The organism is Endozoicomonas arenosclerae, from assembly GCF_001562015.1.
GTDB lineage: Bacteria > Pseudomonadota > Gammaproteobacteria > Pseudomonadales > Endozoicomonadaceae > Endozoicomonas_A > Endozoicomonas_A arenosclerae.
The window spans coordinates 52,061-64,779 of record NZ_LASA01000090.1 but is presented as its reverse complement, the minus strand read 5'-3'; the positions used below and the strand labels follow the sequence as shown (position 1 = coordinate 64,779).

Genomic DNA, 12,719 nt, shown 5'->3' with positions numbered 1-12,719 from the left:
ATGCTGGATAAAATCGTAATTGCCAACCGGGGTGAGATTGCCCTGAGGGTGTTGCGGGCCTGTAAAGAACTCGGCATAAAAACCGTTGCTGTGCACTCCAAGGCTGACGAAAGCCTGATGCACGTGCGACTGGCTGACGAGTCTGTCTGCATTGGTCCCAACAGCCCTGTAGAAAGCTACCTTAATATTCCTGCCATTATCAGTGCAGCCGAAGTGACTGACGCCACCGGTATCCACCCCGGCTACGGTTTCCTGTCTGAAAATGCTGATTTTGCAGAACAAGTAGAGCGCAGCGGATTTACTTTCATCGGTCCAAAGCCTGATGTAATCCGCCTCATGGGTGACAAGGTTTCTGCCATTGCAGCCATGAAGGAAGCCGGTGTACCTACCGTACCGGGTTCTGATGGCCCGATTACAGACGACGATGAGCGCACTCTGGAAATCGCTCGTCGCATTGGCTACCCGGTTATCATCAAAGCCTCCGGAGGCGGTGGTGGTCGCGGCATGCGTGTTGTGCACCGCGAATCAGCCCTACTGAACTCTATCAGTCTGACTCAATCTGAAGCCAAAGCTGCTTTCAACAACGACGTCGTTTACCTGGAAAAGTTTCTGGAGAACCCACGCCACGTTGAATTCCAGGTACTGTCAGACAACCATGGCAATGCTATTCATCTGGGTGATCGAGACTGCTCTCTGCAACGCCGTCACCAGAAAGTGATTGAAGAAGCACCCGCTCCCGGTATTGATGAAGATGCCCGAGCCACTGTTGCAGCCGCTTGTACAAAAGCCTGTGTAGAAATCGGCTACTCCGGGGCAGGTACCTTCGAATTCCTGTATGAAGATGGAAAGTTCTACTTTATCGAGATGAACACTCGAGTTCAGGTAGAGCACCCTGTTACCGAGATGATTTCCGGAGTGGATATCGTAAGGGAACAGATTCGCATCGCCAGCGGTCTGCCACTGAGTATTTCTCAGGAAGATGTAAAACTTGAAGGTCACGCATTCGAATGTCGTATCAATGCTGAAGACCCTAAAACCTTTATGCCTTCGCCTGGACTGGTCAACCAGTTCCATGCTCCCGGTGGTAATGGTGTCCGTGTAGATTCTCATCTGTACAGTGGCTACAGCATTCCTCCTTACTACGACTCATTGATTGCCAAAATCATTACTTACGGACCGGATCGCGAGACTGCTCTGACAAGAATGAGAAACGCTCTGGATGAAGCAGTAGTAGATGGTATTCGCACCAACATCCCCCTGCATCAGGACCTGGTGAAGGACAAAAACTTCCAGGAAGGTGGCGTAAGCATCCACTATCTGGAAAAGAAACTCGAAGAATCCTGAGCCACAAAAACTCCCTGAGACCTGTTTTCAGGGAGTTTTTTCTATGCAATACCTCCCCGCGCTTTGTCCCCCCACGTCGATCAGCTAGAATGAGTCGGACTTGGTGGAGCCCTCTCTACTTTCAATCCCCAATCTTAAGTCCATACCCATGCCCTGGATACAAATCAAACTAGACACCTCTTCTGATCATGCTGAAGAACTGGAAGACCTGCTTTTGGAAGCTGGAGCCAGTGCAGTAACCCTTCAGGATGGTAAAGATCAGCCACTCTTCGAGCCTGAGCCTGGCAGCACCCCGCTATGGCACCACACAATGGTCATTGGTCTTTTCGACGCCCATACCGAGATGGAAGCAGTAGTGGACTATCTCCAGTCTCAGTACCAGCAAAATCCTTTTCCAAGTCACAAGGTTGAAATTGTTGAAGACAAGGACTGGGAAAGAGAGTGGATGACGCATTTCGTTCCCATGCAATTTGGGTCAAAACTCTGGGTCTGTCCCAGCTGGAAAGAAATTCCGGAACCTGACGCCATCAACCTGATGCTTGACCCCGGGTTAGCCTTTGGGACGGGCACACATCCAACAACTGCTCTCTGCCTGGAATGGCTTGAGAAACAGGAAAACTTCGAGAACCAATCGGTCATCGACTATGGTTGCGGATCCGGCATTTTAGCTATCGCAGCACTCCTGCTTGGTGCTAAAACCGTCACGGGTGTAGACCTTGACCCCCAAGCTCTGGAGGCCACCATTGATAATGCTGAAAGAAACAAAATCGCCCCAGAGAAACTGAAGGTTTATCTGCCTGACCAAGCTCCTGAAAATAAAGCTAATGTCGTGATTGCCAATATTCTTGCGGGCCCGCTGGTTGAACTAGCCCCGAGACTAGCCAGTTATCTGGACAGGGGTGGTAAAATAGCCTTGTCAGGCATTTTATCTGAGCAGAAAGACAGCATTATCTCTACCTACTCAGAGTGGTTCGACCTCGAGCCCGTAGTTCACAATGAAGATTGGATACTGGTAACCGGCACCAGAAACAGTAAAGCACTTTAAAAGTACCGTATGCAGTCACTGTAAAATCGTTTCTGAAGACAATACGTGATTCATAGTGAGTAATCATTTCAACCTTTTATGGTGTGATACAAAACTCATTTCCAACTACTGCCCGGGATATTTTATCTTTTGGGCAGTAGACATCCTTTGCAGCTCTTTGATCTAATGTTCGTCATTCCATAAAGACAGTAATGCATACAGGCTTCATGACAAGCTCTCGAATCACCCGCTGCCCAAAATGCCAGACCTCATTTAAAGTCACCCAGGCTCAACTCAGAGCTGCCAGTGGCTCAGTCAGGTGTGGGTCCTGTCTTGAGGTTTTCGATGCTCGCACCCACATGAACAGCGACGCTTCTCTTGAAAAGAAGAAGCAACCCGCTGCCAGCCATCAACAAGAAAAAGCCAGCTCCCCTACCAAAACAGAACCACAGCAAAAATCTCTGGGCAGCAAGTCTGAATCAGGCCCTTCAATCGATACTGAAACACCTCAGAATGAAGAGCGCCAATTTCACTCATTCCTGGACACGTTAGATAAAGAGCACGTTGAGGTGGATGAGGAACAAGGTAAAAATTCCCTGAGAATAGCGGGCTGGACAACCCTTCTTCTCATCAGCTGCCTAACTCTTGTGACCCAATACGCCTGGTTTAACAAGGATCAATTGTCACTGGACCCCCGTTTGCGGCCAGCCTACAGCTTCAGTTGCAAATATCTGAAATGCTCCCTTCCAGCACTGGTCGATGTAAAAGCTATTAAAAGCCTGCAACTTCATATACGCAGCCATCCGGAACAAGAAACAGGACTGGTGGTTGATTCCGTCATTATTAATGAAGCCACCTTCCCGCAACCCTGGCCACAACTGGAATTAACCTTTACAGACATTAACGGCCAGCCTGTAGCCAGCAGACGTTTTCGCCCCAAAGAGTATCTTGGCGGTGCACTCGCCGGCTCCATAGAAATGCCCAGTGGACAACCCATCAGGCTCAGCATGGAAATCGTAGATCCGGGTAACGGTGCTACCAATTACCAGCTGCGCTTTTTACCTACCAAGCAGACCTGAATAAAGCCAATAATTCTATATCCCCTATTTCTGTAGTGTTATACCGGTAGGGGTATCTCGAACTCTGAATAAAAAAATCGCAATAAGTACTTACTACAAGCCTGTAAGTACTTGATCCAGATCAAAAAGCACCCAAATCATTAAAAATAGTGCTTGCGGTTTTTTCCGTACAAGTCACTATATAAGGGTCTCGGTAAGGTTATTTTTTCCGGCAGGACACTGGTATGTGGTGATAACTGCTCCTGATCGTAAGTGCTATTCCAGTCAGAGCCCACAGTAGAACCCCCTTTCGTCTAAAAATTGTACAGAGTATTATGTCCGGCTACGCCTGTCTGATCTCCCAAAAAGAGAAGCTGAAAGTCGTTTAAATATTGGAAAACGCGGCAAGATCAACCTCTTGCACTTTTCATGATTCCAAGCAGCGGTGTTTACCGCTCTAGACTATTTTCGAGTTCTAGACAGTTTTAAAGCTGGATTGAGGCAAACCGCTTTGTTGAAGATTGGTCCATACACTATTAAGAATCCGGTTATTCTGGCCCCAATGGCTGGCGTAACAGATCGCCCATTCAGACAGCTGTGTCTGAAAATGGGGGCCGGCATGGCTGTATCGGAAATGGTGACCAGCAATCCAAAGCTCTGGAATACCCGAAAGTCCCGTCTGAGGATGGACCATCACGCTGAAGAGTTCGAACCTCGCTCTGTACAAATAGCCGGCAGCGACCCTGAACAAATGGGGATAGCCGCCCGCCTTAACCAGGAACGTGGCGCCCAGATCATAGATATCAATATGGGCTGCCCTGCTAAAAAAGTCTGCAACAAGGCAGCAGGCTCCGCTCTGATGAGAGAGCCGGAGCTGGTAGAACGCATTTTGAAGTCAGTAGTACAGGCTGTTGATATTCCAGTCACTCTGAAAACACGTACGGGTTGGAGTCCAGAACAGAAAAATGGTCTGGACATTGCAAAAATGGCTCAGGACTGCGGCATTTCAGCCTTGGCAGTCCACGGCAGAACCCGTCAGTGCATGTATAAGGGCGAAGCTGAATACGAAACCATTGCCCGAATCAGCGACGCACTGGAAATCCCGGTGATCGCCAATGGCGACATTACTTCGCCAGAAAGAGCCAAAGAAGTACTTGAATACACGGGAGCCAGTGCCGTTATGGTAGGCCGCGCAGCTCAAGGCAAGCCTTGGATTTTCAGAGAAATCAACCATTACCTGGAGCACGGTGAGCACCTGCCCGAACCCGACAACAAAGAAATCCAGTCTATTTTACTGGGCCACCTTTCGGAACTTCACAAGTTTTATGGTGAAGTGCAGGGCGTAAGAATCGCCAGAAAACACGTTGGCTGGTATTTGCAGGCCAGTCCATCAGGCTCCAAGCTTCGTAAGCTTTTCAACAGCCTGGAGTCTGCAGAAGAACAAGAAAACTGCATACTGGAATATTTTCAAACCTTAAGTCATCACAAGGATATTGCGGCATGACGGCACCCCATATTATTACCGACGAACAATCTGTCAACGGACAGGCACTGACCAGCCCTATCGAGAGCGAAACCCAAACGCTCCGGGACAGCGTAGAAAAAGCCATGAACAATTACTTCAGCCATCTTGATGGCCAGGAAGTTACCGATGTTTACCAAATGGTTCTGTCAGAAGTAGAAGCCCCTCTTCTGGAAACTGTAATGTCCTACGTGAAAGGCAACCAGACCAAAGCAGCGGTTCTGCTGGGCCTTAACCGTGGAACACTGAGAAAGAAGCTTAAACAGTACGACCTGCTGTAACCGGTCTCCTAAAAGTCGTATTTAGCTTGATGACATAAATACGACTTTTTCTCCCTCTCTAAAGCCTCCCGAATATGATTCTCCTCACCCGCTTTAAGTGACCTCTACCTGAATTTGAAAGTCACTTTAAAGACTCATGACGGGCAAAAAGTCTTCCTCAACACCTAAAACCTGAAAAAAACAGACCTAAAAACGCTTTTCACGGCCAGCCAGAACGGAAATTGCACTAATCGCTTTAATACATTGCTGCTAATTAAGTTAAATCCAGCTAGAATCAGTCAGCTTTTCAGGCAACGATTATTCAGTGAGTAAAGGAATCATGGCAGACGATTTCGAGCAGCCACCTCTTCGAAGGGCTCTGGTCAGTGTTTCAGATAAAACAGGCATTGTGGACTTTGCCAGAGCACTGCACCAGCGATCCGTTGAGATCCTTTCGACCGGCGGCACTTATAAGCTGCTGATTGAGAATGACATTCCCGCTGTGGAAATCTCCAGCTACACCGGTTTCCCGGAAATGATGGACGGTAGAGTCAAAACCCTGCATCCAAAGGTTCACGGTGGCATTCTTGGCCGCTCAGGACAGGATGAAGCGGTCATGGCTGAACACGATATTCAGCCCATCGACCTTGTAGTCGTCAACCTCTATCCTTTTGAGCAGACCATTGCCAGGGAAGACTGTTCTCTGGAACTGGCTATCGAGAACATTGATATCGGTGGCCCAACCATGGTGCGCTCAGCCGCCAAAAACCACAGAGATACTACCATCGTAGTGGATGCCGGCGACTACTCAAGAGTACTTTCAGAGCTGGATGAAAACAACGGTTCAGTGTCAACCGCTACCCGCTTCGACCTGGCGGTAAAAGCGTTTGAGCACACAGCCCACTACGACGGCGCCATCGCCAACTATCTGGGAACGCTGACAGGCTCCAAAGAAGAAGCTGAAAGCTTCCCCCGCACCTTCAACCGCCAGTACAAGAAAGTGCAGGACATGCGCTACGGTGAAAACCCTCACCAAAAAGCTGCTTTCTATATTGAGGAGCCCGCTCCAGCAGGTACTGTCTCCAGCGCAGAACAGATTCAGGGCAAAGAGCTTTCCTTTAACAACATCGCAGATACCGATGCAGCTCTGGAATGCGTCAAGTCCTTTGAGTCGCCAGCCTGTGTGATTGTTAAGCATGCCAACCCCTGTGGCGTAGCCACTGGCACCGACATACTGGAAGCTTACAACCGAGCCTATACCACTGACCCGACATCGGCCTTTGGTGGCATTATTGCCTTTAATCGCAAACTTGATGCTGTAACGGCTAAAGCCATCATTGACCGCCAGTTCGTTGAAGTTATCATTGCTCCAGAAGTGGATAGCGAGGCAGAAATCGTTCTTCAGGACAAGAAGAACATTCGCCTGCTTTGCTGCGGAACATTGCCTGAAAGTGCTCAACACTTCCTGGACTTCAAACGGGTAAATGGCGGACTTTTGGTCCAGGATTCTGACATCAAGGTCACAACTGCACAGGAACTGAAAACAGTGACTGAGCGCACACCGACCGAAGCTGAACTCAATGACTTGCTGTTCGCATGGAAAGTAGGCAAATTCGTCAAGTCCAACGCCATTGTTTACGCCAAGGATCATCAGACCATTGGTATTGGTGCAGGCCAAATGAGCCGGGTTTACAGTGCTCGTATTGCCGGCATTAAAGCCGCAGATGAAAACCTGGAAGTTCGCGGTTCAGTCATGGCATCTGATGCCTTCTTCCCATTCAGGGATGGTATTGATGCAGCAGCCAGCGCAGGCATCACAGCTGTGATCCAGCCAGGTGGCTCAATGCGCGACCAGGAAGTTATTGATGCTGCCAATGAAGCAGGCATCGCCATGGTCTTTACTGGCGTTAGACATTTCCGTCACTAATGACACCGAATACAGAGGCACAAATACGTGCCTCTTTTTTCATGCCATATACGGCGGCAGGTCAACAGTCTGCTGTTGTATGGTGACTGTGAGATTACCAAAGATCTCACAGCAGTTTGATTACTAGAGAGACGGATCAGCATCCACCCTGATTCGTTTCCCGGGGGACAGGCAAACCTATGAAAGTACTCATTATCGGCAGCGGCGGAAGAGAGCACGCCCTGGCCTGGAAAGCTATTCAGGACAGCAACGTTGAACAGGTATTTGTTGCGCCTGGAAATGCTGGCACCACGCTTGAAGCAGGCATCACCAACGTAAGCATTGATGTACTGGATCTGGATAAGCTGGTCGAGTTTGCCAAAAAAGAAAATATCAGTCTGACCATCGTCGGCCCAGAAGCCCCTCTTGTTGCAGGCGTAGTTGATCGCTTTGAGGAAGCAGGCCTGACGATATTCGGCCCATCACAGGGCGCCGCCCAGCTGGAAGGCTCCAAAGCCTTCACCAAGGATTTTCTGGCGAGGCATAACATCCCTACCGCTGAGTATCAGAACTTTACTGAAATCGAACCGGCAAAAGCTTATGTTCGTGAAAAGGGTGCACCCATTGTCGTCAAGGCAGACGGTCTGGCAGCAGGTAAAGGCGTTATCCTGGCTGATACTGAAGAGCAGGCCTTTGCGGCCATTGATGACATGTTAGCTGGTAATGCTTTTGGCGAAGCCGGTCACCGGGTTGTCGTCGAAGAATTTTTGCAGGGTGAAGAAGCCAGTTTCATTGTGATGGTTGACGGAAAAAACATTCTTCCTCTGGTCACCAGCCAGGACCACAAAGCCCGCGACAATGGCGACAAGGGCCCTAACACGGGTGGCATGGGCGCTTATTCACCAGCACCTGTAGTCACAGCAGAAATACATGACCGCGCCATGAAAGAAGTCATCATTCCAACCGTTGAAGGCATGGCAGCTGAAGGAAATACCTACAAGGGATTCCTGTACGCCGGACTCATGATTGATGCCAAGGGAACACCCAAGGTACTGGAATATAACTGCCGCTTTGGCGACCCAGAGACCCAACCCATCATGATGCGCTTGCAGTCCAGCCTGGTTGAACTTTGTCTTGCAGGTGCTACTGGTAAATTGGATCAGACTGAAGCTCAATGGGATCAGAGAACCGCGCTGGGCGTTGTAATGGCTGCGGGTGGTTACCCGGAAAAATACCGCAAGGGAGATACTATTTCTGGCATTGCAAACGCCAACAGCGCAGACTGCAAAGTATTCCATGCTGGCACCCAAATCGAAGGGGATAAGGTTTTAACCAACGGTGGTCGTGTACTCTGCGTAACCGCGCTGGGTGACAGCGTTAGCGAAGCCCAGGAAAAAGCTTATCAGGCAACATCTGAAATACAATGGGATGACGCTTATTATCGAACCGACATCGGTTATCGTGCAATTGCCAGAGAGCAGTAACAGGCGCCACACCAAGAAAACAGCTCTTTATTCCTGAACAAGGGATAAAGAGCTGAAAATAACATAAAGGGCAGAAAACCCAACTCTTCCCAAACTCCAGCTGACTCTACTGTACCCATGTCATAGCGGCCGGAATCGCCACCTGAAAATAAAAACGTTTGTCTAAGCGAGACCCCGCCTTAATAAACGTCAGTCGACCATGAAGTCAACATTACAGAAAGGTCGAAACTGAGCACATCAGGAAAAAAGACAGAAAAATCAAACGTTTTATTGACTTTGGCAGGTGAAAAATTGGCTTGCCATCCCGTAAAATAGTGTAAAAACAGCAACAATTTCACTTTTTCACCTAGCAGCTTAAGGTATACTCACTGCCAATGGAAAAATGGAATTTTCAATAAATATTATGAGAGTTGTATTCAACCGCATATTATCCATTGGTACAGAACCCTGCTTAGACAGAGAGTCTGACTCCAGACTCTACGACAGGCTACAGTTCTGGCTTCGAGCTATGCTTTTGCTGACCCTATCCACCTTTGGTTCAGCCGCATTCAGTATTGATCAACCTGTTGACCAACAGCCCTACGATGTTTCCGTCAATCTGGAGCCTTATTCGAGTATCTTTATAGATCCTGAGAGCACTTTGAATCTTGATCAGATCAATACTCCTGACTACCTATTTCGATTTGCCCCCTGGCAGAAAGAGCGCCTCTACTTTACCACCAAGAAAGGCACAGCCTGGGTCAAAATCACACTACCTAAAGATATCAGCGTCAAGCCTCTCCCCATACTCAGGCTTAGACCTCCTCCCGGCGTGACTTTAAATGCGTATATTGCCAGTCCGGATCATCATGAACTCCTTCCTGGTGGACGACAGGCCAGCAGTAATATTTACCTCTACAATCTTGACTCCTATATGGAGCAAGCCAGCGACGTATTTGTTGAAATACCTGCTGCAGCGGCTGACAGCCTTCACGCCTCACTGAAATCCCCAAGTGTTATTCTCAGCGATCAGGAATACGCAAACTGGCAAACCGGCTGGCTATTGGCCCTGTTTCTGGTCATGATCATGATGAACGCGTTCAACTGGTTTAAATATCGCCAGGAAGCCCATATCTATCTGGCACTGATCTGTTGCATGGGTCCAGTGTTTTTGATCAGCTGGCAGGGACTGGTACATGTGAGCTGGTTAGAACCAGGCTGGCTACAACACGTAATGATGAATGTCTCTCTTATCGTGGGGACCATTTTACTGAGCCAAATGGCGCGGGTAAGCCTGTCAGGCGACAGCATCAAGCTGACTTACTGCTTTAACACGCTCTCCATTATCTCTGCATCATTATTAATTTTAATTCTGACGGGAGCCTCTGTCTCACTGGAACACAGTCTGCTGATCAACCTGATTACTACCCAGATCATCTGGTATTGCAGTCTTTTTACCAGGGCATCGGGAGCACTGACTATACCCGCCTGGCTTTCAACACCTTACGCCATTATCCATCTGATAGCCTCTCTGGCCATATTAGGTGTCATTGATTACAACCCGATTGCAGCAATCTGGATGTTGATGCAAATCACCTCATTAACCATTCTCGCCTTCAGCTTTTATTTTGGAAATAATGAGCATCTGGTCACGGATTCCGAACCCGTACTAAATAAATCATCCAAACCTGCCCCCATCACACAAATTACGAAAGACAGTGATATATTCAACGCCATGGGCCATGAGCTCCGAACACCTCTGAACGGGGTTCTTGGGATGTCAGAATTACTGCAGAGTACACAACTGACCCCAAAACAGGAAAACTATGTCCAAACCCTGAGATACGCTGGCAATGAATTAAGCAACCTGATTAACCTTCTTTCAGAAGCCTGGAAGCTTGAGCAAAGCGAAACAAGTCTTGAAATCAAACCTTATGACGTCAATGAATTCCTGAATGACAGTCTTTACAAATTCAGATTCAGGGCCGAACAGCTCAATACTGAGCTCATTAGTTTCGTACACCCCGACGTGCCGGACATCAGCGAAGCAGACACACGTCAACTTTCACTTATTATGGAAGGGACTCTAAGCCATATTTTCAGCCAGACAGAAAATAACGAGGTCATGGTTTCCGTGAATCAGACCTCGCTATTACCAGGCTCCGAACCTGAAAAACAGCAAGACAGCAAGGATGGCTACATCCTGTTCCAGATTACTTACAACCAGGGACAGCAGGGTATGAACCTGCCTGCTGACATCAGCCGCCTAAGTTACTCAGAAGCCAAGCTTCAAGCTGATATCAGTATGCACCTGTACATTGCTATCAAATTAATTGAAGCCATGTCAGGACAGTTTGGCATTATGAATCAGGGAAGCACTCACATCTGGTTTGCCATCCCACACAAAAATCAGACAACAGATATCCTGAGCAGGGAAGATCAACCGAACTTCTCTCACAAAAATATCAAAGCGCTAATCGTTGATGACAACAAAACCTGTAGACAGGTACTGGCTCAACAATGCGCCCTCATGGGCATCAATACACTGGATGCCGAAGACGGACGGGAAGCCCTCGCCATGATTCGCAATGAAGCCTATCTGGGACGAGCCTTTGACGTCATCATTCTGGATCACCACATGCCCGGCATGAACGGCATTCAAATGGTAGAGAGATTGCACGAAGACAGTCAGACCGAAATACCCAAAATCATCATACTGACCGGTGCAACCAATCCACCTGGCAAACAACGTGCAGAAAGACTGGGGATCAGTACGTTCCTGACCAAACCTGCAGGGCGTAAAACACTTCAGAAAGCACTATCACAAGCCCTCGGGGAAACCCGTCAGGGAGAAACGGAAAGCGTTTGAGTATTAGAGCAACGATCAAAAAAGCTCATTCACCCTAAGGATGAATGAGCTTTTTTATATCAGGAATGAGCGTTACTGAGCATGGTATTGAGCAGACAGTTCGTGTACTGCATCAACAAAAACCTTTGCACGGTCTGGCTCTACAAACTGATGAATACCATGCCCCAGATTAAAAACATGCCCTTCTCCAGGACCAAAACTACTGAGAATCTTGGCCACTTCAGCACGAATAATTTCTGGTGAAGCATAGAGAACGGACGGATCCATATTCCCCTGTAAGGCCACTTTATCTCCTACACGACGACGCGCATCGGAAATATCTGTCGTCCAGTCCAGACCCAAAGCATCAGTACCGGTAGCAGCCATCGACTCAAGCCATTGCCCACCATTCTTTGTGAAGAGAATCACTGGCACCTTTCTACCCTGATGTTCACGAATCAGGCCAGAAACAATCTTCTCCATGTATTTCAGAGAGAATGCCTTATAACACTCTGGAGAAAGCGCTCCACCCCAGGTATCAAAAATCTGAACCGCCTGAGCCCCTGCCTTGATTTGGGCGTTGAGATATTCAGTCACAGAGTCCGCCAGAACATCCAGCAGTTGAGACAGCACTTCTGGCTGGTCGAACATCATGGCTTTTATACGACGGAAGTCTTTACTGCTTCCGCCTTCTACCATATAAGTTGCCAGAGTCCAGGGGCTTCCGGAAAAACCAATCAAGGGAACACGGCCATTCAATTCGGAACGAATGGTACGCACAGCATCCATCACATAGCCCAGATCCTTTTCAGGATCAGGAACTGCCAGAGCTTCAACATCAGCGGCTGTGCGGACCGGCTTCTTGAACCTTGGGCCTTCGCCGGTTTCAAAGTACAAGCCAAGCCCCATGGCATCCGGTATCGTCAGGATATCCGAGAAGAGGATCGCCGCATCCAGATCAAAACGCTCTAACGGCTGAATAGTGACTTCACAGGCCAGCTCAGGATTCATGCAGAGCGACATAAAATCACCCGCCTTGCTTCTCAGCTCCCGGTATTCAGGCAAATACCGTCCGGCCTGACGCATCATCCAGACAGGTGTGACATCAACAGGCTCCTTCAGCAAAGCCTTAAGAAATCGGTCATTTTTCAGCTCGGTCATGGTGTTTCCAGAAATCAGGAAGTGCATTCAACCATGATGGAGGGCCCACATCTGGATAATTACGACCCAAACCACCTATGGTTTCTAACAGGAAAGAAGGGAGAATACTCATTCCCCCTTGAATTGACAATTT

The 12,719-nt window shown here is 48.4% G+C and carries 9 protein-coding genes; 8 read left to right on the top strand and 1 reads right to left on the bottom strand.

The genetic code is table 11. The annotated features are described in order from the left end of the window. The 8 genes from accC (at position 1) to WG89_RS14260 (ending at position 11,446) form a co-directional block, all read left to right on the top strand. A complete protein-coding gene (gene accC / locus WG89_RS14295; RefSeq protein ID WP_062267242.1) occupies positions 1-1,344 on the top strand; it encodes an acetyl-CoA carboxylase biotin carboxylase subunit in 1,344 nt (447 codons plus the stop codon). Between the two features lie 148 nt (positions 1,345-1,492). After that, positions 1,493-2,389, top strand: coding sequence for a 50S ribosomal protein L11 methyltransferase (gene prmA, locus WG89_RS14290; RefSeq protein WP_062267240.1), 897 nt, complete (start codon positions 1,493-1,495; stop codon positions 2,387-2,389). 206 nt (positions 2,390-2,595) lie between these two features. Then, on the top strand, positions 2,596-3,447 hold the full coding sequence (locus tag WG89_RS14285; RefSeq protein WP_153301602.1) for a DUF3426 domain-containing protein: 852 nt from the start codon (positions 2,596-2,598) through the stop codon (positions 3,445-3,447). A 541-nt stretch (positions 3,448-3,988) separates the two neighbouring features. After that, a complete protein-coding gene (dusB, locus tag WG89_RS14280; protein ID WP_245662922.1) occupies positions 3,989-4,930 on the top strand; it encodes a tRNA dihydrouridine synthase DusB in 942 nt (313 codons plus the stop codon). Beyond that, on the top strand, positions 4,927-5,229 hold the full coding sequence (fis, locus tag WG89_RS14275) for a DNA-binding transcriptional regulator Fis (RefSeq protein WP_062267237.1): 303 nt from the start codon (positions 4,927-4,929) through the stop codon (positions 5,227-5,229). The genes dusB and fis overlap by 4 nt, the downstream gene beginning before the upstream one ends. A 319-nt stretch (positions 5,230-5,548) precedes the next feature. Beyond that, positions 5,549-7,135, top strand: a complete 1,587-nt coding sequence (gene purH / locus WG89_RS14270) for a bifunctional phosphoribosylaminoimidazolecarboxamide formyltransferase/IMP cyclohydrolase (RefSeq protein WP_062267235.1) — start codon at positions 5,549-5,551, stop codon at positions 7,133-7,135. 179 nt (positions 7,136-7,314) lie between these two features. Further along, entirely contained in the window at positions 7,315-8,598 is a 1,284-nt protein-coding gene (purD, locus tag WG89_RS14265; protein WP_062267234.1) for a phosphoribosylamine--glycine ligase, read from the top strand. Positions 8,599-9,106: 508 nt separating this feature from the next. Then, entirely contained in the window at positions 9,107-11,446 is a 2,340-nt protein-coding gene (locus WG89_RS14260) for a response regulator (protein WP_172806819.1), read from the top strand. 72 nt (positions 11,447-11,518) lie between these two features. Here WG89_RS14260 and hemE read toward each other — a convergent pair whose 3' ends face one another. Next, positions 11,519-12,586 (bottom strand): uroporphyrinogen decarboxylase, encoded by a 1,068-nt coding sequence (hemE, locus tag WG89_RS14255; RefSeq protein ID WP_062267230.1) that lies wholly within the window; start codon positions 12,584-12,586, stop codon positions 11,519-11,521. Between the last annotated feature and the right edge of the window lie 133 nt (positions 12,587-12,719).

What these genes read in the sequence shown, in the direction of transcription:
- fis (WP_062267237.1), top strand. Translation starts at nt 4,927, where the DNA reads ATGACGGCACCCCATATTATTACCGACGAACAATCTGTCAACGGACAG.
- purD (WP_062267234.1), top strand. Translation starts at nt 7,315, where the DNA reads ATGAAAGTACTCATTATCGGCAGCGGCGGAAGAGAGCACGCCCTGGCC.
- accC (WP_062267242.1), top strand. Translation starts at nt 1, where the DNA reads ATGCTGGATAAAATCGTAATTGCCAACCGGGGTGAGATTGCCCTGAGG.
- purH (WP_062267235.1), top strand. Translation starts at nt 5,549, where the DNA reads ATGGCAGACGATTTCGAGCAGCCACCTCTTCGAAGGGCTCTGGTCAGT.
- WG89_RS14285 (WP_153301602.1), top strand. Translation starts at nt 2,596, where the DNA reads ATGACAAGCTCTCGAATCACCCGCTGCCCAAAATGCCAGACCTCATTT.
- hemE (WP_062267230.1), bottom strand. Translation starts at nt 12,586, where the DNA reads ATGACCGAGCTGAAAAATGACCGATTTCTTAAGGCTTTGCTGAAGGAG.
- WG89_RS14260 (WP_172806819.1), top strand. Translation starts at nt 9,107, where the DNA reads ATGCTTTTGCTGACCCTATCCACCTTTGGTTCAGCCGCATTCAGTATT.
- prmA (WP_062267240.1), top strand. Translation starts at nt 1,493, where the DNA reads ATGCCCTGGATACAAATCAAACTAGACACCTCTTCTGATCATGCTGAA.
- dusB (WP_245662922.1), top strand. Translation starts at nt 3,989, where the DNA reads ATGGCTGGCGTAACAGATCGCCCATTCAGACAGCTGTGTCTGAAAATG.